Annotated in this window: 23 protein-coding genes and 1 pseudogene; 9 read left to right on the plus strand and 15 right to left on the minus strand. The window is 62.9% G+C overall.

The genetic code is table 11. The features are described 5' to 3' along the window. Positions 1–326 precede the first annotated feature (326 nt). A complete protein-coding gene (locus tag GR197_RS02365) occupies positions 327–1,202 on the plus strand; it encodes a transporter substrate-binding domain-containing protein (RefSeq protein ID WP_164006419.1) in 876 nt (291 codons plus the stop codon). 70 nt (positions 1,203–1,272) lie between these two features. On the opposite strand, the gene GR197_RS02370 is transcribed toward GR197_RS02365, so the two are convergent. From GR197_RS02370 to GR197_RS02390, 5 genes are all read right to left on the minus strand, one after another. Then, positions 1,273–1,686: a tellurite resistance TerB family protein gene (locus GR197_RS02370; protein WP_164006420.1), complete on the minus strand. Its 414-nt coding sequence runs from the start codon at positions 1,684–1,686 to the stop codon at positions 1,273–1,275. 81 nt (positions 1,687–1,767) lie between these two features. Beyond that, positions 1,768–2,487: a thermonuclease family protein gene (locus GR197_RS02375; RefSeq protein WP_164006421.1), complete on the minus strand. Its 720-nt coding sequence runs from the start codon at positions 2,485–2,487 to the stop codon at positions 1,768–1,770. Positions 2,488–2,498: 11 nt separating this feature from the next. Further along, complete coding sequence (locus GR197_RS02380; protein ID WP_164006422.1) at positions 2,499–3,200, minus strand: S24 family peptidase; 702 nt, start codon at positions 3,198–3,200, stop codon at positions 2,499–2,501. Between the two features lie 115 nt (positions 3,201–3,315). Then, the gene (locus GR197_RS02385; RefSeq protein WP_164006423.1) at positions 3,316–3,963 is read right to left on the minus strand and encodes a response regulator; all 648 of its coding nucleotides are present in this window, start codon (positions 3,961–3,963) and stop codon (positions 3,316–3,318) included. 92 nt (positions 3,964–4,055) lie between these two features. Further along, positions 4,056–4,454, minus strand: a complete 399-nt coding sequence (locus tag GR197_RS02390; RefSeq protein WP_164006424.1) for a hypothetical protein — start codon at positions 4,452–4,454, stop codon at positions 4,056–4,058. Between the two features lie 118 nt (positions 4,455–4,572). Between GR197_RS02390 and GR197_RS02395 the strand changes: the two genes are divergently transcribed. Continuing rightward, entirely contained in the window at positions 4,573–4,926 is a 354-nt protein-coding gene (locus GR197_RS02395) for a DUF952 domain-containing protein (RefSeq protein WP_164006425.1), read from the plus strand. After that, a complete protein-coding gene (locus tag GR197_RS02400; RefSeq protein ID WP_164006426.1) occupies positions 4,923–6,011 on the plus strand; it encodes a quinone-dependent dihydroorotate dehydrogenase in 1,089 nt (362 codons plus the stop codon). The genes GR197_RS02395 and GR197_RS02400 overlap by 4 nt, the downstream gene beginning before the upstream one ends. Here the strand turns inward: GR197_RS02400 and GR197_RS02405 are convergent. Genes GR197_RS02405 through GR197_RS02415 form a run of 3 tightly spaced genes read right to left on the minus strand, consistent with a single transcriptional unit; the run spans position 5,987 to position 8,127 of the window. Next, positions 5,987–7,333 (minus strand): MATE family efflux transporter, encoded by a 1,347-nt coding sequence (locus GR197_RS02405; RefSeq protein WP_164006427.1) that lies wholly within the window; start codon positions 7,331–7,333, stop codon positions 5,987–5,989. The genes GR197_RS02400 and GR197_RS02405 overlap by 25 nt on opposite strands. 28 nt (positions 7,334–7,361) lie before the next feature. After that, positions 7,362–7,859: a CAP domain-containing protein gene (locus GR197_RS02410; RefSeq protein ID WP_164006428.1), complete on the minus strand. Its 498-nt coding sequence runs from the start codon at positions 7,857–7,859 to the stop codon at positions 7,362–7,364. A 1-nt stretch (position 7,860) separates the two neighbouring features. Beyond that, positions 7,861–8,127, minus strand: coding sequence for a DUF6460 domain-containing protein (locus tag GR197_RS02415; protein WP_164006429.1), 267 nt, complete (start codon positions 8,125–8,127; stop codon positions 7,861–7,863). 141 nt (positions 8,128–8,268) lie between these two features. On the opposite strand from GR197_RS02415, the gene GR197_RS02420 reads away from it, so the two are divergent. From GR197_RS02420 to GR197_RS32595, 3 genes are all read left to right on the plus strand, one after another. Further along, complete coding sequence (locus GR197_RS02420) at positions 8,269–9,201, plus strand: class I SAM-dependent DNA methyltransferase (protein ID WP_164006430.1); 933 nt, start codon at positions 8,269–8,271, stop codon at positions 9,199–9,201. A 208-nt stretch (positions 9,202–9,409) separates the two neighbouring features. Further along, the gene (locus GR197_RS02425) at positions 9,410–10,048 is read left to right on the plus strand and encodes a YitT family protein (RefSeq protein ID WP_164006431.1); all 639 of its coding nucleotides are present in this window, start codon (positions 9,410–9,412) and stop codon (positions 10,046–10,048) included. A 131-nt stretch (positions 10,049–10,179) separates the two neighbouring features. Beyond that, positions 10,180–10,314: a hypothetical protein gene (locus tag GR197_RS32595; RefSeq protein WP_281409506.1), complete on the plus strand. Its 135-nt coding sequence runs from the start codon at positions 10,180–10,182 to the stop codon at positions 10,312–10,314. A gap of 372 nt (positions 10,315–10,686) precedes the next feature. Here GR197_RS32595 and GR197_RS02430 read toward each other — a convergent pair whose 3' ends face one another. Both GR197_RS02430 and GR197_RS02435 read right to left on the minus strand, forming a co-directional pair. Then, positions 10,687–11,148, minus strand: a complete 462-nt coding sequence (locus GR197_RS02430) for a carboxymuconolactone decarboxylase family protein (protein ID WP_164006432.1) — start codon at positions 11,146–11,148, stop codon at positions 10,687–10,689. A 21-nt stretch (positions 11,149–11,169) separates the two neighbouring features. Next, positions 11,170–11,670: an RrF2 family transcriptional regulator gene (locus GR197_RS02435; protein WP_164006433.1), complete on the minus strand. Its 501-nt coding sequence runs from the start codon at positions 11,668–11,670 to the stop codon at positions 11,170–11,172. 120 nt (positions 11,671–11,790) lie between these two features. On the opposite strand from GR197_RS02435, the gene GR197_RS02440 reads away from it, so the two are divergent. From GR197_RS02440 to pdeM, 3 genes are read left to right on the plus strand one after another with little or no spacing between them, the layout of a single operon-like run. Beyond that, complete coding sequence (locus GR197_RS02440) at positions 11,791–12,423, plus strand: YitT family protein (protein ID WP_164006434.1); 633 nt, start codon at positions 11,791–11,793, stop codon at positions 12,421–12,423. Positions 12,424–12,470: 47 nt separating this feature from the next. Continuing rightward, positions 12,471–14,981: a ligase-associated DNA damage response DEXH box helicase gene (locus tag GR197_RS02445; protein ID WP_164006435.1), complete on the plus strand. Its 2,511-nt coding sequence runs from the start codon at positions 12,471–12,473 to the stop codon at positions 14,979–14,981. Positions 14,982–15,003: 22 nt separating this feature from the next. After that, positions 15,004–15,732, plus strand: a complete 729-nt coding sequence (gene pdeM / locus GR197_RS02450; protein ID WP_348643236.1) for a ligase-associated DNA damage response endonuclease PdeM — start codon at positions 15,004–15,006, stop codon at positions 15,730–15,732. Positions 15,733–15,963: 231 nt separating this feature from the next. On the opposite strand, the gene GR197_RS02455 is transcribed toward pdeM, so the two are convergent. From GR197_RS02455 to GR197_RS02475, 5 genes and pseudogenes are all read right to left on the minus strand, one after another. Further along, positions 15,964–16,545, minus strand: a complete 582-nt coding sequence (locus GR197_RS02455; RefSeq protein WP_164006436.1) for a transglycosylase SLT domain-containing protein — start codon at positions 16,543–16,545, stop codon at positions 15,964–15,966. Positions 16,546–16,573: 28 nt separating this feature from the next. Next, entirely contained in the window at positions 16,574–17,560 is a 987-nt protein-coding gene (locus GR197_RS02460; RefSeq protein WP_164006437.1) for an alpha/beta hydrolase family protein, read from the minus strand. A gap of 106 nt (positions 17,561–17,666) precedes the next feature. After that, positions 17,667–17,822 (minus strand): annotated as a pseudogene (locus GR197_RS02465) (dihydrofolate reductase family protein); the annotation flags it as partial. Between the two features lie 110 nt (positions 17,823–17,932). Then, entirely contained in the window at positions 17,933–18,733 is an 801-nt protein-coding gene (locus GR197_RS02470; RefSeq protein WP_164006438.1) for a TIGR02186 family protein, read from the minus strand. Continuing rightward, positions 18,733–19,656 carry a TSUP family transporter gene (locus GR197_RS02475; protein ID WP_164006439.1) on the minus strand — a complete coding sequence of 308 codons (924 nt, stop codon included), beginning with the start codon at positions 19,654–19,656 and terminating at the stop codon, positions 18,733–18,735. Before GR197_RS02475 ends, GR197_RS02470 begins: the two co-directional genes overlap by 1 nt. Positions 19,657–19,930: the final 274 nt, after the last annotated feature.

The raw sequence follows: 19,930 nt of genomic DNA on the forward strand, positions 1-19,930 counted from the left end.
AGCGAGCGCGGAACGGAGAGGTGGGGCGCCAAGGCCAAGCCTCGCCCCGGCGATCAAGAGAGCCTCATCCTGAGGCGCCCCGCCTCGAAGGACGGGCGGGCGTTCCGGCGTTGGATCTATGCAACAAGGAGCAGCGTTGCGGCGTGTCCTTCGAGGCTTCAGCCTTCGGCTTCCACGCCTCAGGATGAGGGACGTCGGTGGGTGCCGCGCGGCTGCGAGGCCGATGAGTTCGCGACCGTCGTTCGCTGCCCGCCTATTGATATTCCCCGCCACGTCTGACTCTGTTACATCTCTGCAACGCTTCGCGCTTAGAGACCGAGACCACGATGACCGAATCCAAGCTGGCATCCCCGACTTTGAGGAGTCTTCTGGCGTTCGGCCTGTTTCTGGGCGTGCTTTTTTCGGGTTTTGCCGCATCCGCCCAGCAGGCCGCACCCTCGCTGCCGCTGCTTTTCGATGCGCGCGAACGTCTGGCGAGGCCCGATCTCTCCTCGCTGGTCCGCCTGCGTTTCCTGACCTCGGTCGACTTTCCGCCGTTCAATTTCACCGATCAGAACGGCAAGCTTTCCGGTTTTGACGTCGACCTCGCCCGCGAAATCTGCAGCGAGCTGGAGATTTCCGACAAGTGCCAGATCCAGGCGCTCCCTTTCGCCGATCTCAAGGATGCGCTCGCCGCCTCGCAGGGCGATGCCGTCATCGCCGGTCTTGCCGTGACGCCGGAGCTGCGCCGGCAATTCGTCTTCTCCCGGCCCTATCTGATGCTGCCAGCGCGCTTCGTGCGCAATCTCGCCGTGCCGCTCGACGGCAAGACGGCTGCCGCGCTTTCGGCGCACCCGGTCGGTGTAGTCAAGGGCACGGTGCACGAGGCGATGTTGGCCGCCTTCTTTCCGGCGATCAAGGCTGAGGCCTTCGACACCAAGGACGCCCTGCTTGCGGCATTGAAGGAGCGCAAGGTCGATGCCGCCTTCGCCGACGCCCTGCAGCTTTCCTTCTGGGTTTCCTCGCCGGCCTCGGCCAAATGTTGCGCGCTGTTCGACGGCCCCTATCTCTCCGAACATTTCCTCGGCGAGGGCATGACGATCATGCTGCGGCAGAAGGACAGCGTGCTGACGTCAGCCATCGATCATGCGCTCGCCACGCTGTCGCGCAACGGCCGTCTGCAGGAAATCTATCTGCGCTATTTCCCCTACGGGCTCTACTGACATCCATGTCGCCCAAACCTGTGCAGCGGTTTTGGGATAACGACATGCATAAAACAGCGAGCCTCGGGCCTCAGCCCTTGCGGAAACGGGCAATCGCACTGCGCTCGATCGCCGCGCAGGTCAGCTTGTCGAGGCCGAGCCGGTCGCGCAGCAGGCTGAGCAGCCGCAGTTCTTCGGCCTTGACCGAGAGATCGGCCGAAGCTACTTCGACGGCAAGCGCATAGGCGGTGTCGTAGAGCTTGACGGGCAGGGTGTCGCGCACGGTTTCGAGAACGACGTCAAGGCCCTCAGGCCCGGAAAGCAGCGAGGCGCAGTCGCGAGCCACGGAAATCAGCTTGTCGTCGTCGAAATCCCGGAAAACCGGCAGGAATCCGATCAGTTGGCCGATCCTTTCCAGCTCTCTGTCGTTCATCGTGCTGTCCACGGCGGAGGCCATCACCATCACGTAGATCAGGGCATCATGGGCGGAAAGCGGCTTTTTCATCTCTGATTCCTTTTTCAATCAGCGGAGATTAGGAATTGGCAGCCGCCATTACAAGGGATTGGTCCCGCTCATGACCGCCGCTTATCTCCGGCGCGGATCGTCGCCGTAAAGGCCTTTTCCTGCCTGCTTGGCCTTCTCGGCAGCCGATTCCAGCGGCGAACCTGCGGCGACCTCAGCCCAGCCGTTTTCGGCAAGCCAGGCGCCGAGGTCCTGGGTGCCGAGCCGGCAGGCGGTCGTCGTCATCTCCCTCCATTCGGCTGGATCGATATCACAGGCGATGCTGCGGTTTCGCAAAAGCTGGCGCAGCGCCGTCTTCGCCATCATGCCGCAGGGCCATTGCCGGCCCGCCGGCCCGCATATCCTGTCGGCCGGCGTCGGCACCACGCCGGCAAGCTGAAGCTTGCGCTCGCCAAACGACAGCATGCCGGCATTTTCGACCGCCGGCCGCGTCAGCTCCATCGGCTTTTTCGCGGGAGTACTTGCGGCTTGCCCGGCGGCAATCTCGGCGCGTGGTCCGGTATCGGCGGGTTTGGGCGCCGTGCCGTCGGCTGGCCCGGGGGAGGGCGGCGCCGGCGGTTGCGCCGCCGGTTCCGCCGAATGGGCGATCACCTCGGCCCGGTCGTCCGAAATCGTCGGCGGTTCGCCGGCCTCGAGGTTCGGATCCACCGAAGTCGCCGTCTCCTCTGCCGACACGGTCTCTTCCCCGGCCGTGCCGCCGCGCAGCCTTGTTTCGCCCGCCATCAGCAGGCCGGCCACCACTGCCATTCCCGTAAGACCTGTGAACAAGGCGGCAGGGCGCATGGAATATCTTCCTATTGACTGGCCCAGATGATGCGGGCGATCCAATCGACGTCGGAAAGCTCGAGTGTGCGGTTGGCATGTTCGGGATTGAGCGACATCAGCTCGATCGATCGCGGGCTCTGGCGCAGCAGTACTTTGGCCATCACCTCGCCCGCGCATGTGCGCACCACGACGCGGTCGTTGCGGCGCACCTGCGCTCCCGGCGCGACGATTAGCACGTCACCGTCGCGGTAGAGCGGCATCATGCTTTCGCCCTGCACCTCCAGCGCATAGACGCCGGATTTCTGTGTCGGGGCCGCCGGAAATTCCACCACGTCCCAGCCATGGCCGGCCGGAAAACCGCCATCGTCGAAAAAGCCGCCGGCGCCGGCCTGCGCGAAGCCGAGCAGCGGAATCGAGCTTCCCTGCGGCGGAAAGGCGTCGTCGGGCTCTCCGCCAAGCTCTCCGGCCAACTGCTTGGCCAGCTGTCCGGAAAGACCGGCATCCGGCCGCAAGAAGACGAGAAACTGCTCCATGCTCGCCCCGGTCGCACCGAGCACCTTGGCAATCGATTCCGTCGAAGGCCAGCGCAGCCGCCCGTCGGCGGAAAGCCGTTTCGACTTGTTGAAGGAGGTGGGGTCGAGCCCGGCGCGGCGCGCAAGACCGGATGGAGTCAGGTCATGCCGTTCGGCAAGCCTGTCGATCGCTCCCCAGATCTGGTCGTGTGACAGCATATGCGCCCGATTCCGTGCGGCTCGTGCATGCCGCGCTTAAACCAGGTCGAATATTAACTGACCGTGCCGCCCGAGTAAAGGTAAAGGAGGAATAAAATCCTGTTATTGAAAGTGTTTAGGCGACCATCGCCATATTGATCTTGCCGAGCTGGATGACCGCCTGGGTGCGGCTGTCGACGTCGAGTTTCAAGAGGATCGCCGAGACATGCGCCTTGATCGTCGCCTCGGAGACGCCGAGTTCATAGGCGATCTGCTTGTTCAGCAGGCCCTCGGCCAGCATGGTCAGCACCCGGCTTTGCTGCGGCGTCAGCGTATGCAGGCGGTGGATCAGGTCGGCGACATCGGGATCCTGCTCCTGCCCGTCGCGATAGTTTTCCGGCGTGGCGATATCGCCGGCGAGCACCGTCTGGATGCTGCGGCGAATGCCCTCGATGCCGGAGGATTTGGAAATGAAGCCGGACGCGCCGAGTTCCAGCGCCCGGCGGATCGTCGTCGCATCGTCGCTTGCCGAGACGATGATGATCGGCAGGCTGGCGAATTCGGAGCGCAGCGCCATCAGGCCGGAAAAACCGCTCACCCCGGGCATGGCGAGGTCGAGCAGCATCAGGTCGGCATCCGGATGGGCGCCTGCAGCCGTGCGCGCAGCGGCGAAATCGCCGGCCTCGACGATCGCCTGCCGGCCTTCCATGCCGATCACCGCCTGACGCAGCGCATCCCGGAAAAGCGGATGATCGTCCGCAATGATGATGGTCTGTTCGTGCATCGAAAACTCCCTCCCAAGAGCCCGATCATTGCCGGCGCGCGAACGCCATCCCTCCGCGTTCCATGCCGGCTTTCTCAAGTGATTATATCAGATCAGGTCTTCTGCGGAAGGGGATTGACGTTTTCCTCAGCCTGGAACTCCTTCACCATCCCCATGAAACTCTTCATCATCTTCTCCATGATGCTGATCGAGCGGTCGACTTCGGCATCGCTCGGCAGCGCGCGCTGGATGGGGCCGCCTTGTTCCAGCTTCGTCACCCGCTCGGAAAGCCGGTCGAGTTCGTCCTCATAGGCCGCCCGTTCGTCGGCCGCCATCCGGCAGACCAGGGCGCCGTCCTTGTCCTGGCAGATCGACATTGCCCCGGTCTGCCGGTCGAGCCGGACGAAATGGTCGCCGCTCTTTTCCACCTGGAAGCGGCTTGCATCGGCCTCGGCCGCCGCGGCGCCAAGCGGCAGGAGGGTAACGCCAAGTATCAGAACCAAAATCTTCATCGTCTCATCCTCCGGAATTTTTTTCTGCCGATCCCGTTTTTAACGGCCGGGGCGTGGACATCGCCGCCTCTTTCCGGCAAAGCGCTGGTGATCGAGGACCAGCAATCGCGAGGCCATGATGAGCGTGACACCGACCCTTTACAAGATCGTGACGGAAACGCTCTGGCAGCAAGCCAGACAAACCGGCATTTTTCATGGCGCCGGCATCGATCTCAAGGATGGCTTCATCCATTTCTCCACAGCCGATCAGGTGAAGCAGACCGCGGCGCTGTATTTTGCCGGCCAGTCCGGCCTGCTGCTGATTGCCGTCGATGGCGGGGGTTTTGGCGATAAGCTGGTGTTCGAACCCTCGCGCGGCGGCGATCTCTTTCCGCATCTCTATGCCGACCTGCCGCTTGAAGCCGTGCTCTCGGAAGTACCGCTGCCGCTCGACGAGACCGGCGCCCATGTCTTCCCGGAGCTGCAGCCATGATTGATCCCTTCAAGCGCCTCGCCCGCAAGGGTCTCTTCCTGTTCGATCCGGAAACGGCGCATGGCATGTCGATCGCCGCGCTGAAATCCGGCCTGGTGCCGGCCTGCCAGCTCACCCCCGATCCGCGCCTGCGCCAGACCGTCGCCGGACTCGTCTTCGAAAACCCGCTCGGCATGGCCGCTGGCTACGACAAGAATGCCGAGGTGCCGGAAGCGCTCTTGAAACTCGGTTTCGGCTTTACCGAAATCGGCACGGTGACGCCGAAGCCGCAATCCGGCAATCCGCGGCCACGCATCTTCCGCCTGGTCGAGGATGAAGCCGTCATCAATCGCCTCGGCTTCAACAATGAAGGCCATGAGGCGGCTTTCGTGCGCCTTGCCGCGTTGAGCGGCAAGGGCATGGTCGGCGTCAATATCGGCGCCAACAAGGACAGCGACGATCGCATCGCCGATTACGTCGCCGGCATCCGCCGTTTTCATTCAGTGGCGCGGTATTTCACCGCCAACATCTCTTCGCCGAACACGCCGGGCCTGCGCGACCTGCAGGCGCGTGAAAGCCTGGCGGCGCTGCTGTCATCAGTGCTGGCGGCGCGCGACGAGGCAGCAGCGACATCCGGCCGCAAGGTCCCGGTCTTTCTGAAGATCGCTCCTGATCTGACCGAGGAAGGCATGGACGATATCGCCGCGGAAGCGCTGTCGCATGCGCTGGATGGCCTGATCGTCTCCAACACCACGCTGTCGCGCGACGGCCTCAAGGATCAGCGTCAGGCGACGGAAATGGGCGGCCTTTCCGGCGTGCCGCTGTTCGAAAAATCGACTTCGGTGCTCGCCAGGATGCGCAAGCGTGTCGGCGCCGCGCTGCCGATCATCGGCGTCGGCGGTGTCTCCTCGGCCGAAACCGCGCTGGAAAAGATCAGGGCGGGCGCCGATCTCGTCCAGCTTTATTCCTGCATGGTCTATGAAGGCCCAGGTCTGGCCGGCGATATCGTCCGCGGCCTCTCCAAACTCCTGGATCGCGAAAAGGCCGGCTCGATCCGCGACTTGCGCGACACAAGGCTGGACTACTGGGCGGCCCGAAAAGCCTGATCGGCCCGCGGCTTGACGAGTATCGCCAGGAAAAAGCCGCGGAAGAGCAGGAAGGCGTTCATTGCCAGCCACAGGCCGTGATTGCCAAAGAGCGGCACGAAGACGGCGAGCATCAGCAGATAACCGGCAAAGGACATCAGCATCCGGTTGCGCATCTCGGCCGACCATGTGGCGCCGATGAAGACCCCATCCATCAGGAAGGCGAGCGCGCCCGTCAACCCGGTCACCGCCGCCCAGGGCAGGTAGCTCGCTGCCGCCTGCCGCACCTCCGGTGGGGTCGTCAGCACCGAGATCAGCCAGGGCCCGGCGAGGAAGAAGAAGGCGGAAACGATCGCTGCCAGTCCGAAGGACCACAAGATGGTCAGCTTCAGTCCGCGGTCGAAGGCCGGCCGGTAACGTGCACCGATCGCCCGGCCGGTGATCTGCTCGGCGGCATTGGCAAGCCCGTCGAGATAGTAGCTGGAGAGCAGGACGAAATTCATCAGCACCGCATTGGCGGCAAGGGTGACGGCGCCGAAACCGGTGCCGATCCGGGTCATGATGGTGAAGGCACCGATCAGCACGAAGGTGCGGATCAGGATATCGCGGTTGAGCGCGAAAAGTTCCGCCAGCCGATGCCGCGAAAAGATCTCCGCCCATGCCGGCCGCTCGGCCCTGGCAAAGCCGCCGAGCACGATGAAAAGCCCGGCGAGCGCGCCGGCCGTCTCGCCGGCCATCGTTCCCCAGGCGACCCCCGCCACGCCCCAATCGAGCGTCAGGCCGAGATAGATGGACAGCAGGATGTTGATGCCGTTGATGATTGCCTGCAGCAGCAGCCCGATCTTGCCCTGTCCGCGCCCGAGCACGAAGCCGAGGATGGCGTAATTCCCCAGTGCAGCCGGTGCGGCGAGGATGCGGATCGAAAAATAGGTGCTGGTCGCCTCGGCGATCGCGCCTTCCGCGCCCATCAGCCGCAACCCAGCCGCACTCAGCAGCGGCGAAAGACAGAGCAGCGCCAATCCGCAGCCGAGCGCCGAAATCATCGCCCGGGAGAAGACCGCCTGCTGCTCGTGCCCATCCCGCCGGCCATAGGCCTGCGCCATCAGACCGGTCGTCGAGGCGCGCAGGAAGTTGAAGCTGCCCATGATCAGATCGAACAGCATCGCGCCGATCGCCAGCCCCGCCAACGCTTCCGGATCACCCATACGGCCGACGACGGCGGTATTCGTCAGCCCGAGCATCGGCGTCGTCATGAAGCCGAGCGTCATCGGAATGGCGATCGACAGCACCAGCCGGTGCGTCACATCGAAAGCGAATCTGTTGTCGTTGCTGCGCGTATCCATGCCAGCCTTATCTCGAGGCCGAATCGCCTCAGCTGGAAAGCACCATGGCCCAATAGGGCAGGTTCCTGGAAGATGCATTATGGGCGACGGCGACGCCGAGGCCGTCATAGCGCCCGAGCATATTTTCCAGATGATGCGGCGAGTTGATCCAAGCCGTCACAACGGCATCGACGCTCTGCTGGCCGGAAGCTATATTCTCAGCCGCCGGCAGCTGGACGCCGCTCGCTTTGACCCGTGCCCCGAAACTGTCGGTCAGCCCCATCAGATGCGCCATCTTGCCGGCGCTCGCCATGCGTTTGGCCTGGAACAAGGCGGCCGTGCTCGCCGCCGGATCGACAGCTAGCGGCGGCAGACCGTTCTTCGCCCTCAGCTGGTTGACCAGCGGCAATACGCTCGCCGTTTCGTCCTCGCCGTTCGACGGCGTGCCGGCAAGGTGCGGGGTGGTGGTGCAGCCGGCGATGCCGGCGGCAAGCGAAAGCCCGGAAAAGATGAGCAGGCTGCGTCTGGAAAGATCGATCGATGTCATGTTACCGGCGATAGCTGAAAAGGCGAAGGATGACGAAGAGCGGGATGACGATCGTCGCCCCGAGCAGGAGATAGTCGCCGACGCGCCCGAGCGCCGAGAAACCCCGATGCCAGATTTCCAGGATGAAGTCCCGGAACCCATAGATGATGTTCCACGGCGTCAGGCCAAAGACCGTCATGACGAAACCGACGATCAGCGACACGACGATAAGCTTTATCAATGTGCGGGCGAAGGAATCGCCGAGGAACTTGTTCACCTGATCGGACATGCGCCATCTCCTGTTTGCCCTTGGAATAAGGTTGCGGCGTTCTACCCGCAAGCCCTTTCCGGAATTGGCTGCTTCGCCTGTGAAATAGGACTTGAGTTTTTTTGTGGCCGCCGCCAAATGCGGGCAAACCAAGGTTGAATTATGCAGTCCCACCAGCTTTCCTCAGGCGATGTCATCGCCGACCGCCGCGCCGATTATGCCCGCATGCTCGAAGAAGGCGGTGAGCCGGAGGCGGCGGCCGAGCTGATGGAGCAGGCCCTCGAACTCGTGCCCGGCTGGGCCGCCGGCTGGTATCGCCTCGCCACCTATCGCGAAAAGGCGGGCAAGAGCGATGCCGCGATCGAAGCCTATCGCAGCACGCTCGCCCTCGATCCTGAAGATATCTTCGGCGCCGCCCTCAAGCTCGCCCTTCTCGGCGACGTCGCCACACCCGATCGGCCGCCGAGCCGTTATGTCGAGCGCCTGTTCGACGACTATGCCGACCGTTTCGAATCAGCGCTGGTCGAAAAACTCGATTACAGCGTCCCGCAGAAGCTCGCAGCCCTCGTCGCGTCCACCGGCAGGCAATACCGATTGGCCGTTGATCTCGGCTGCGGCACCGGCCTGCTCGGCCCGGAAATCCGTGGCCGTGTCAGCCGCCTCGAAGGCTTCGACCTCTCGCAGAACATGCTGGCCAAAGCCGCCGAGAAGCAGGTCTATGACAGTCTCGCCCAGGCCGATTTGTCGCTGGTACCGGATCTCTCCAGTCTCTTTGCCGATGCCGCGCGCCATCGCGCTGATCTGGTGACGGCCGCTGACGTTCTGATGTATCTCGGCAATCTCGAAAGCGTCTTTGCCATCGTCGAAGACCTCGCCTCCACTGGTGCCGACATCGCCTTTTCCGTCGAGGATGCGGGGGAGGGCGACGGCTTTCATCTCGCCCCATCGCTGCGTTACGCCCATTCGGAAGCCTATGTGCGGAAGCTGCTCGCCCGTCACGGTCTCGAAATCCTTGAGATCGTCAAAACGGTCATTCGCAAAGATGGCGGCAAACCGGTTGCCGGCATTCTGTTTCTTACGCGAAAGTCTGCGTGAGCGAATATTTCTTGCGATGTTTTTATAGGTCAGTATTGCTTACCTATTTCGCTTGATCGGCTCACCGAAAAACCCGATACTGCACCGCATCGGCAGCGAGCCCAGCAATAAACGCCAAGGCGCTCAAGCTCATTTCATAACCCAAAATTTCGCCGCGCCCGGGCTTTCCGGCGTGTTCTTGAACTCGTCTGCCGTGGAGACTGGCGACATGACACAGCTCATCAATGCCCTTGGCGGCTTCTGGAATGCCAGCGCCACGCGCCATGCCCCGATCGAAGATGTGCAGGGCATATTCTCCGGCAGCCTCGTCGCCGCCCTCGGCCTCTACGTGCTTGCCAGCGCCGGGCTTCTCACCGGCAGCACCGCCGGTGTGGCCTTCCTTCTGCATTATGCCTTCGGCGTCAATTTCGGCCTTGCCTTCTTCCTGCTCAACCTGCCGTTCTTCTGGCTCTCCTGGAAGCGTCTCGGCATGGCTTTCACCATCAAGACCTTCATCGCCATCGGCCTGACTTCGGTGCTATCAGACGTGCAGTCGCGCTTCTTCTCCATTTCGAGCATCCATCCGGCCTGGGCAGCCCTTCTCGGCGGCCTGCTGCTCGGCTTCGGCGTGCTGGCGCTCTATCGCCACCGCGCCAGCCTCGGCGGCGTCGGCATTCTCGGCGTCTACCTGCAGGAGCGTTTCGGCATCCGCGCCGGCCTCGTCCAACTCGCCATCGACCTATGCGTGCTCGCCGCCGCCTTCCTCGTCACCACGCCGCCAGTGGTCTTCTATTCCGTCCTCGGCGCCGTCGTCCTCAACCTCTTCGTCGCCATCAATCATCGGGCTGACAGGTACATCGCGCTCTAACATTACAAATCGGTAAGGCATTCTAAACAAACCGTAACTTGCCTCTGCTCAGCCATGACGCGACACTGCTTCCTGCGCCGGATTTGATGAGGTGAGTTATGTCAGATTTGGAAAAGCTTGTGAGACGCCGCATGCAGGAAGAATACGCCAAAGGCGCTTCCGCAGAGGAAATCGCGAAAGTCGTCCGCGATCTCTTCAACAGCATCGACCTTTCGTGCCCATCGCCTGATGCCGTTGCCGTGCGAGCCACTCAGAATTACGAGTGACCCTATATTCAACCGACCCGAGATTTTCGGGTCGGTCGCGGGGATGCCATCATAAAGGCGCCCGTAGGGCCGATGATGGAGCTGATAAGCCCACGTAAAAATCGCAGTGGCGCCCCGATTCCTCGCTGCTCTTGCTCCACAAACCACCCCACACTCCGTCCTCCTCGGGCTTGACCCGAGGATCCACGCTGGCCTCCATCGGGCGGGGCGTGGATCCCAGGCTCAAGGCCTGGGATGACGGAGGTTGGGGGCTGTTTTGCCAAACTCGCCGTTGATGCAGCGGATGGCACGTCGCACTTCCTGGCTCAACGCGGTGCCGTGTGGCCCCGCGTTTGCTTGGGTTGAACTGGTCTCAACCCGGTGGCATTGGCCTCACGCGGCCTTTGTCACCGCATCGATCGGATGCTGCGAGCGGAAGCCAACGGCAAGGCGGTTCCAGATATTGATCGCGCCGATCGCCACGGTGATCTTCGTCATTTCCCCCTCGGAGAAATGCGCCTTCAGCGTCTCGTAATCGGCATCCGGCGCGCCGGTTTTAGCAATGTTCGTCACGGCGTCGACCCAACCGAGCAGCGCCCGTTCGCGGGCGTCATAAACAGGTGATTCCCGCCAGACACACATCAGGTTGATCCACTGCTCGCTCAGCCCATCATGGCGGGCTTCCTTCACATGCATGTCGACGCAATAGGCGCAGCCATTGATCTGCGAAGCGCGCAGCTTGATCAGGTGAATGAAGCGGCGCTCCAATCCGGAAGACTGGATGTACTGCTCGAGCGCGACGATCGCCTTATAGGCATCGGGGGCGGCTTTGGCGAAGTTGAAACGCGGTTGCATGGTCTTCTCCTTTGTTATGGCTCAGCGAGCCGTCTTGCGTTCGTGGATTTCCAGGAAGGCGCAGCTTCGGGCTGCGATCGATCCGTCGTCGAGAGCGGTCAATTCGATACCGAGGTCGGCGATGCTGGTCTTGGCGAGTTCGGCCCGATAGGCTCGTTCGGCTTTGAGCATCGCCGCGCTGATGTTGCAGGGCGTGGCGAAGAGGCGATCGGCGACCGGGTTCGGTCCACGCTGGCGGATTTCGGCGCAGCGGAAAGCCGGTGCCGGTCCCTCGACCGCGAGAAGAATGTCGAGCAGCGAGATCTCCTCGGCCGCCTTCGCCAGGCGGTATCCACCTTTCGGCCCTGGGACGGTATTGAGGAGGCCGGCGCCCGACAGCGCCTGCAGATGTTTCAGGAGATAGCTCGTCGAAACGCCGTGGAACTCCGCTAGTGCTGCGGCCGAAAGCACGCCGCCTTCGGAGAGGCCGGCAAGCATCGCGACGCTGTGAATGGCCTGCTCGACCCCATCGCTCATCTTCATCGAAACTTCTCCCTAGGTCGTGGATAAAATATATCCACGATTATGCCGGTTGTCAACAGGGCGCTGCTTGCCTTTCTCCCGGCGCCGGATAGAAACTGAAAAAGTCGACAGGGGAACATCATGGCATCCAACGCCTTCGCAGGCCTTCTGAATTCCAGCGCCGATCGCCACTCGCCGTTCGATGACGCCCAGGGCATCGTCGCCGGCAGCATGCTCGCCGTGCTTGGCGTCTCCCTTCTCTCCGGCGCGGGGCTGCTTGCCGGCGGCACGGCGGGCCGCGCCTTCCTCGCGCATTATGCGACCGGAATCAGCTTCGGCCTTTGTTTCTTCGCGGTGAACCTGCCCTTCTATTATCTCGCCTTTCGCCGCCTGGGTCTTGCCTTCACCATCAAGACCTTCGCCGCCATCGCCCTGACATCGGTCCTGTCCGAATTCGTCCCGGATTTCATCGGCATCGCCCATGTCAATCCTTTCGCCGGGGCGCTCTTTGGCGGCCTCGTCATCGGCGCCGGCATGCTGGCGCTGTTCCGTCACCGCGCCAGCCTCGGCGGCATCGGCATTCTCGCCCTCTATATTCAGGATCGTTTCGGCTGGCGCGCCGGCTTCGTTCAGCTCGGCTTCGACGGCATCATCCTGGCGCTCTCCTTCTTCGTCGCCAGCCCCTTCATCATCGCCTGCTCCGTGCTCGGCGCGGTCGTGCTCAATCTCACGATTGCCATCAACCATCGCAAAGACCGCTATATCGCCATGTGAAAAGCCGCCGCTCTTCTTTTTCCCTCGGATTTCACTAGTTTCAGGGCGTGGACCAGATCGATGCCGAAGCCCGCGTTTTGCTGCCTGCCGCCTTCACCCGCTGGTTTGCGGAAAAGGGCTGGCGGCCGCGCGCCCATCAGCTGGAATTGCTCGCCCGCGCCGAGGCCGGTGAAAGCACGCTGCTGATTGCGCCCACCGGCGCCGGCAAGACGCTCGCCGGTTTTCTGCCGTCGCTTACCGATCTCACCCGCCGCGGTAGGATTCCGCCCGGCTCTGCCTTCACCGGCATCCACACGCTCTATGTTTCGCCGCTGAAGGCGCTTGCGATCGATATCGAGCGCAACCTGACGAAGCCGGTCGAGGAGATGGGCCTGCCGGTCACCGTCGAAAACCGCACCGGCGATACGCCGAACGCCAAGCGCCAGCGCCAGAAGCTCAACCCGCCGGATATTCTGCTGACGACGCCGGAACAGGTCGCCCTGCTTCTGGCCAACCGCGAGGCCGAGCGCTTCTTCAAGGACCTGAAATATGTCGTGCTCGACGAGCTGCATTCGCTCGTCACCTCCAAGCGCGGCCATATGCTGTCGCTCGGCCTTGCCCGTCTGCGCCGCCTTGCCCCCGGCCTCCAGACCATCGGCCTGTCGGCGACCGTCGCCGAACCGATGGATCTGCAGAAATGGCTGGTCCCTCAACAGGAGGGCAGCGAACATCACGCCGGTCTCGTCGTCGTCGAAGGCGGCGCCAAGCCTGACATTTCGATCCTGTCGACCGAAGAGCGCATTCCCTGGGCCGGCCATTCCGCCCGCTATGCCATCCCCGATGTCTACCGGCAGCTGCTCCACCACCAGACGACGCTGCTCTTCGTCAACACCCGCAGCCAGGCGGAAATGCTGTTTCAGGCGCTGTGGACGATCAATGACGACAATCTGCCGATTGCCCTCCATCACGGCTCGCTCGATGTCGCCCAGCGCCGCAAGGTCGAGGCGGCGATGGCCGAAAACCGGCTGCGCGCCGTCGTCGCCACCTCCACCCTCGATCTCGGCATCGACTGGGGCGATGTCGATCTCGTCATCCATGTCGGTGCGCCGAAGGGCGCCTCGCGTCTTGCCCAGCGCATCGGCCGCGCCAATCATCGCATGGACGAGCCGTCGAAAGCGATCCTCGTGCCCGCCAATCGCTTCGAGGTGATGGAGTGCCAGGCGGCCCTCGACGCCAATTATATCGGCGCGCAGGACACCCCGCCGGTCGGCCGCGGCGCGCTCGACGTGCTCGCTCAGCACGTGCTCGGCATGGCCTGCGCCGAACCCTTCGACATGCTGGAACTCTACGATGAAATCATCAGCGCCTCGCCCTATGCCGACCTCAGCTGGGAGACCTTCGAGCGTATCGTCGATTTCGTCGCGACCGGTGGTTATGCGCTCCGCACCTACGAGCGTTACGCCCGCATCCGCAAGACCAAGGAGGGCCGTTGGCGCGTTTCCAATCCGGCCGTCGCCCAGCAATACCGCCTCAACCTCGGCACCATCGTCGAAAGCCCGATGCTGAACATCCGCATGGTCAAGCGCGGCGAGGGCGGCCGGATCGGCCGCGGCGGCGCCACGCTTGGAAAGGTCGAGGAATATTTCCTCGAGCAATTGTCGCCGGGCGATACATTTGTCTTCTCCGGCAAGGTGCTGCGCTTCGAGGGCATCCGCGAAAACGAATGCCTGGCATCGCAGGCCTTTTCGCTCGATCCGAAAATCCCCTCCTACAACGGCGGCAAGTTCCCGCTGTCGACCTATCTCGCCGAGCAGGTTCGGGCGATGATCGCCGATCCCGACCGCTGGCGCCATCTGCCGGATCAGGTGCGCGACTGGCTGTCGCTGCAGAACGACAAGTCGATGCTGCCGAAGCGCGACGAGTTCCTGATCGAAACCTTCCCGCGCGGCAGCCGCGCCTATATGGTCGCCTATCCGTTCGAAGGCCGTCTTGCCCACCAGACGCTCGGCATGCTGCTCACCCGCCGGTTGGAGCGGGCCGGCGCCAAGCCGCTCGGCTTCGTCGCCACCGATTATTCGCTGGCCGTCTGGGGCCTCGAGGATTTGGGGCTGATGATCGCCAATGGCAGGCTCAGCCTCTCAGACCTCTTCGACGAGGATATGCTCGGCGACGATCTCGAAGCCTGGCTCGACGAATCTTTTCTGTTGAAGCGCACCTTCCGCAATTGCGCCGTGATTGCGGGCTTGATCGAGCGCCGTCATCCGGGCAAGGAAAAGAGCGGCCGCCAGATCACCGTCTCGGCCGATCTGATTTACGACGTGCTGCGCAGCCACGAGCCGGATCACATCCTGCTGCAGGCGACGCGGCAGGATGCGGCGACGGGACTTTTGGATATTGGCCGGCTTGGCGATATGCTGAGGCGAATCAGGGGCCACATCACTCACCGCGCTCTCGACCATATTTCCCCGCTCGCCGTGCCGGTGATGCTGGAAATCGGCCGCGAATCGGTGCCGGGCGAGGCCCATGATGCGCTGCTCGCCGAAGCGGCCGACGATCTGATCGCCGAAGCGCTCGCTTGAGACTTGTTTGGGAATATTGACCGTGATCAACCGCCTGGCGCTTGCGCGCGATATATCGGGACAGACCGCGATGCCGGGGATCGAGACATCGGTCCATGGCATTGCCGCCGTCTGCGATCCGCTCGGCGCGCTTTATCTGCCGGATGCCGGCCTGCTCGTCGTCTCCGACCTGCATCTGGAAAAGGGTGCCGCCTTCGCCCGCCGCGGCATGATGCTGCCGCCTTATGATACGCTGGCGACGCTGACCGTGCTTGCCGCCGTCATTTCTCGCTATGATCCGAAGCTCGTCGTCTCGCTCGGCGACAGTTTCCACGACCGCATCGGATCGGCGCATCTGCCGGAGAATTTCCGGGCGCTGATCGTTGCCATGGCCCGCGGCCGCGAATGGATCTGGGTCAATGGCAATCATGATCCCGAGGGCGTCGTCGATCTGCCAGGCGCCTCGGTCGACGAGATGCATTATGCCGGCCTGACCTTCCGCCACGAGCCGAGGAGCGGTTTGCAGAGCGGCGAAATCGCCGGCCACCTGCACCCGTCGGCGACGGTGCGCCGCCGCGAGAAATCCGTCCGCCGCCCGTGTTTCGCCACCGACGGCGCCCGCCTGCTGATGCCGGCCTTCGGCGTCATGAGCGGCGGCCTGGATCTCGCCCATCAGGCGATGAAGGGCCTGTTCGACACATCTTCGCTGATGGCGCATTTGCTGGGGCGCGATCGGATCTATTCGGTCAAGTACGGGAATTTGCGGGGGTAGCGATTGCTATCTCGGATAGGGCGTGCCGTGTGATACCCCCCTCTGCCCTGCCGGGCATCTCCCCCACAAGTGGGGAGATCGGCAAAACGTTGGCTCGCCAGTCCCTCTCCGACGCCGTGCGGAACACCAGTTCGTCATTGCTTGGGGAAACCATCGCGCCCAGCCAATCTCCCCACCTGTGGGGGAGATGCCCGGCAGGGCAGAGGGGGGCGGCCACGGCACACCCTGAAATCAATCACACTCCTGCAACTGCTGCTGATACGTCCCGGCCATCCGCGCAAATTTCTGCGCCGTCTGCTGCAATTGCCCGTTCGAGCGCCAGTCGCCGCGTTTGTACCCTGTCGGGCCGGAATAATAGGCGAGATAGAGATTGTATGCGTCGTTCAGCGGAATGCCGGTCTCGGCGCTGTTCTGGGCGTGATACCAACCGATGAAATCGATCGCGTCGGCGAAGTTCGCCCGCCGCGCCGTCCAGTTCCCGGTCTGCGACTGATAGTGATCCCATGTCCCGTCGAGAGCCTGCGAATAGCCGTAGGCGGTCGACGGCCGGGTCCAGGGAATGAAGCCGAACAGCTTGGTGCGCGGCGGCCGGGCGTAGGGCTGGAAGCCGGATTCGGTATACATCGTCGCCATCAGGATCGGCACCGGCACGCCGTATTTCTTCTCCGTCCGCTCGGCCGCACGCTGCCAGCTGGAGAAGAGCCCGTCGCGCTCGTCGAAGACGGCGCAGATGTTCCTCGTCTGCTTCGGCGCCGTCGCGCAGCCGGCAAGCAGCGCGAGACCCACGGCGGTCAGAACGATACGAGTACGCATGACAAAACCTCTCGTTTCCGAGAGATTACTAACTCGTAAATGTTAAAAACCGGTTTTTAGTCGAATACGAACTTCCCTGGATAGCTGCCTGTGCCGGCCAGGGATGGATGCCGTCGCGCAGCCAGAGGACGCTGTCGCGCCAGAAGCCCTCGGAATGGCGTGCATGGAACAGGCCGAAATGGCCGATCGCCTCGAAGTTGAGATCGGCGGGCTGCAACAGCACTTCGCCGATCTCGGCGTTGCGGTAATAGGCAAGCGTGCGACGGATCGCCGGCACGGTTCCGAGTTCGTCGTCCGACATGGCGACAGCAAGAATAGGTGCGGTCACCGCAGCAAAACGTTTGAGCACCTCGTCGCGCTCCGCGGCCGGGTGGCTCATCTCCATGCGCGCCCGGCGAAAGCTCCATTCATGGGCGACGCCGGCCGGCAGATCCTCGAGCCAGCCGAGCCGTTTGCCGGGAAAATAGCCGAAGAGCGCCGTCAGCACCGGCATGACGAAGTGCCATTTCATCAGCAGCCGCATCCGGTGCGCAGGCGCATAATCGCGCCAATAGGCGTATTGGGCGCCCACCGTCAGCATGCGGTCGATCCGGCCGGCATGTTTCGAGAGGCCCGGCAGAAAACCGCCGATGCTGTGGCCGACGACATAGAGCGGCTGGTCTGCCCGTCCGTCCATCAAGCACAGCGCCGCGTCGAAATCCTGTTCGCCCCACTCCCGCCAGCGATAATCGCAGCCGCGGAGTCGCACCGGCCGCGAAAGCCCGATGCCGCGATAATCATAGGTCAGCACGTCGAAACCGTGAGCGGCGAGAAAGTCGGCGTAACGATGATAATAACGCGCAAGCACGCCAGTCGCCGGATTGATGATGACGCTGGCACGTGCCTTCGCTTCACCCGAGGTCCAGAGATGGCCGCCGAGCAACACGCCGTCGCTGCATCGGATCTCCACCGGTGCAGCTACTGCCGGCCGTTCATCTTGTTCTTCCGCAAGCGGCAGGTCTGCGCCTTCGGCCATGCTCCGTCTCCCCATGTTCGGGGCGATGATAGAGGCGGGATTTCAGCAGGAAAAGCCGAATGCGGCCACAGATTGGGCCGCCGGCGTCATCAGATAGTCTAACCCTCTACGCTTTGATGGGCTCGTAACGCAGGATCACCGCGCCGCTTTCCGTCGTCGAGGATTGGATGAGCTTCAGCGCCACCTGCTCCCCTGCAGGCTTGAAAAGCGGGTAGCCGCCGCCGAGAAGGACGGGCACGACGCAAATCCTGACTTCATCGATAAAGGCCGGATTTCAGCGGGATTGAGGATGACCGCATCGGCGCCATGCGCTCGCTTGACCGCCTGCCATGACAAGGAAGAAATTCGCTTGATACCGGGCCTTGCTGCAGATCAGTCCTTGCGGAAGATCAGGCTGGCGCCCCAGCCGGTGATGACGGCGAGCAGGACGGACGCACAGCCGTAGAGGATCGGCTGGCCATGCGCAGCGTCGGTAATCGTCTGCTCGATGCCGGTCTTGATGACGCGCAGCGGCAGCGATTGCTGGGTGATAAGATTGCCGCTCTTGAACAGATAGGCGCGCACCGTGTGGACGCCGTTCGGAATGTTTGCCGGCAGGCGCAGGCTGGCCTTGAAGAGGTTGGAGGAAACGAAGCGCACGCCGCTCGGGTTGCGGTCGTAGAACCCGCCGCCCTGCTGCAGCCGCCGGAAGGCATCGCGGAATTCGCCGAGATTGCTGCCATCGCCGACAAAGCCGACCGGCGTCAGCGGAATGTGATCGATGCCGATCCCCTGATCGGTCAGCTCGAGCGGCGTCGTCAGGTCGTCGATCATCCGCGAACTCGACATCGAATAGGAGTGCGGCACCGCCTCGAAAGTCATCGAACGTGTATTGACCCAGATCCCGAAGACGCGCTCCTTCTTGCGCACCGTCGCATCCTGGCGCGGACCTTCCAGCACCACGACCACGTCATATTGGCCGATGGCGAGCAGCAGCTGGTCGGTGTTCGAGAGCGCCCCGAAGATCGTCAGGTCGGCGCCATGGAAATCCGAGGTGATGGCGATTTCGCTGGTCGACGTGCCGATCTCCAGCCCTTCACGCACCGCTTCGCTTGCCTGCCCAGGCAGCCATTGTGCTCCGGCGGCCGCCGGCAGCAGGCAAAGAAGCGCGATGGCGGCAGCAAGCAGGCGCATCACTTGCCCGCTCCCATCACCACCGAATAGATGTCGGCCGGCGTCACCACCAGCGCGATCGCCAGACGCACGCCGACGGCGAGCACCAGCAGGCCGAGCAGGGCGCGTAGCTGCTCTCCGCGCAGCTTCTGGCCGACACGCACGCCGTATTGCGCGCCGATGACGCCCGCCACCATCAGGATGAAGGCGAGCACGATATCGACGGAAAAGTTCGTCGCCGCCTGGACGATCGTTGTATAGGCGGTCACGAAAATGATCTGGAACAACGAGGTGCCGACAACGACATTGGTTGGGATGCGCAACAGATAGATCATTGCCGGCACCATGATGAAGCCGCCGCCGACACCCATGATCGAGGTGAGGATGCCGATCGCAAAGCCGAGGGCAACGATCGGAATGACGCTGAGAAAGACCTTCGATTTCTTGAAACGCACCTTCAGCGGCAGTCTGTGCACCCAGTGCTGGTGGCCGGGCTTGCGTGGCGCCGGCGGCTCGTTGCGCGCCGCCCGCCGCATGGCATTGATGCTTTCGAGCAGCATCAGTCCGCCGACCGTGCCGAGGAAGATGACATACATCAGCGAAATGATCAGGTCGAGCTGGCCGATGGCGCGCAGCAGCGAGAAGATCCAGATGCCGACCGTCGCCCCCGATAGGCCGCCGATCAAAAGCACTGTGCCGAGCTTGACGTCGAGCGTGCCGCGCCGGAAATGGGTGATCGCGCCCGAAATCGACGACGCCACCACCTGGTTGGCGCCGGTGGCGACCGCAACGATCGGGGGGATATTGTAGAAGATCAGCAGCGGCGTGATCAGAAAGCCGCCACCGACGCCGAACATTCCAGACAGGAATCCGACGGCCGCTCCCATGCCGAGAATGATGAAGATGTTCACCGACAATTCTGCGATGGGCAGATAGATTGTCACAGCCGACCCCAAATGATGACCACCCCTGCCGGGCGGTTTCTGTCACGACCCCGTTCGAATGCGCACCATACTGTGAAATCGTTGCCAGAGGCTTTCGATCCGCCCCTATGGCGATTGAGATCGAAAGCGGACGATTCGGCAGGTGCGACGATCGATCTGTCCCGCATAATCCGGCTTTTTTCAGATTGCGTGACAGGCGGGGGTAAAAAGTGGAGAAAGCCTGGCGGCATAGTGCCGCCAGGCTCGGATTGCTGACAAAGTCCAGCCGACTCTT

The sequence above is a fragment of the Rhizobium phaseoli genome (assembly GCF_010668805.1).
Taxonomy (GTDB): Bacteria; Pseudomonadota; Alphaproteobacteria; order Rhizobiales; family Rhizobiaceae; genus Rhizobium; species Rhizobium phaseoli_A.

Coding starts and splice junctions, on each gene's coding strand:
- GR197_RS02365 (WP_164006419.1), top strand. CDS start 327: ATGACCGAATCCAAGCTGGCATCCCCGACTTTGAGGAGTCTTCTGGCG.
- GR197_RS02370 (WP_164006420.1), bottom strand. CDS start 1,686: ATGAAAAAGCCGCTTTCCGCCCATGATGCCCTGATCTACGTGATGGTG.
- GR197_RS02375 (WP_164006421.1), bottom strand. CDS start 2,487: ATGCGCCCTGCCGCCTTGTTCACAGGTCTTACGGGAATGGCAGTGGTG.
- GR197_RS02380 (WP_164006422.1), bottom strand. CDS start 3,200: ATGCTGTCACACGACCAGATCTGGGGAGCGATCGACAGGCTTGCCGAA.
- GR197_RS02385 (WP_164006423.1), bottom strand. CDS start 3,963: ATGCACGAACAGACCATCATCATTGCGGACGATCATCCGCTTTTCCGG.
- GR197_RS02390 (WP_164006424.1), bottom strand. CDS start 4,454: ATGAAGATTTTGGTTCTGATACTTGGCGTTACCCTCCTGCCGCTTGGC.
- GR197_RS02395 (WP_164006425.1), top strand. CDS start 4,573: ATGAGCGTGACACCGACCCTTTACAAGATCGTGACGGAAACGCTCTGG.
- GR197_RS02400 (WP_164006426.1), top strand. CDS start 4,923: ATGATTGATCCCTTCAAGCGCCTCGCCCGCAAGGGTCTCTTCCTGTTC.
- GR197_RS02405 (WP_164006427.1), bottom strand. CDS start 7,333: ATGGATACGCGCAGCAACGACAACAGATTCGCTTTCGATGTGACGCAC.
- GR197_RS02410 (WP_164006428.1), bottom strand. CDS start 7,859: ATGACATCGATCGATCTTTCCAGACGCAGCCTGCTCATCTTTTCCGGG.
- GR197_RS02415 (WP_164006429.1), bottom strand. CDS start 8,127: ATGTCCGATCAGGTGAACAAGTTCCTCGGCGATTCCTTCGCCCGCACA.
- GR197_RS02420 (WP_164006430.1), top strand. CDS start 8,269: ATGCAGTCCCACCAGCTTTCCTCAGGCGATGTCATCGCCGACCGCCGC.
- GR197_RS02425 (WP_164006431.1), top strand. CDS start 9,410: ATGACACAGCTCATCAATGCCCTTGGCGGCTTCTGGAATGCCAGCGCC.
- GR197_RS32595 (WP_281409506.1), top strand. CDS start 10,180: ATGCAGGAAGAATACGCCAAAGGCGCTTCCGCAGAGGAAATCGCGAAA.
- GR197_RS02430 (WP_164006432.1), bottom strand. CDS start 11,148: ATGCAACCGCGTTTCAACTTCGCCAAAGCCGCCCCCGATGCCTATAAG.
- GR197_RS02435 (WP_164006433.1), bottom strand. CDS start 11,670: ATGAAGATGAGCGATGGGGTCGAGCAGGCCATTCACAGCGTCGCGATG.
- GR197_RS02440 (WP_164006434.1), top strand. CDS start 11,791: ATGGCATCCAACGCCTTCGCAGGCCTTCTGAATTCCAGCGCCGATCGC.
- GR197_RS02455 (WP_164006436.1), bottom strand. CDS start 16,545: ATGCGTACTCGTATCGTTCTGACCGCCGTGGGTCTCGCGCTGCTTGCC.
- GR197_RS02460 (WP_164006437.1), bottom strand. CDS start 17,560: ATGGCCGAAGGCGCAGACCTGCCGCTTGCGGAAGAACAAGATGAACGG.
- GR197_RS02470 (WP_164006438.1), bottom strand. CDS start 18,733: ATGCGCCTGCTTGCTGCCGCCATCGCGCTTCTTTGCCTGCTGCCGGCG.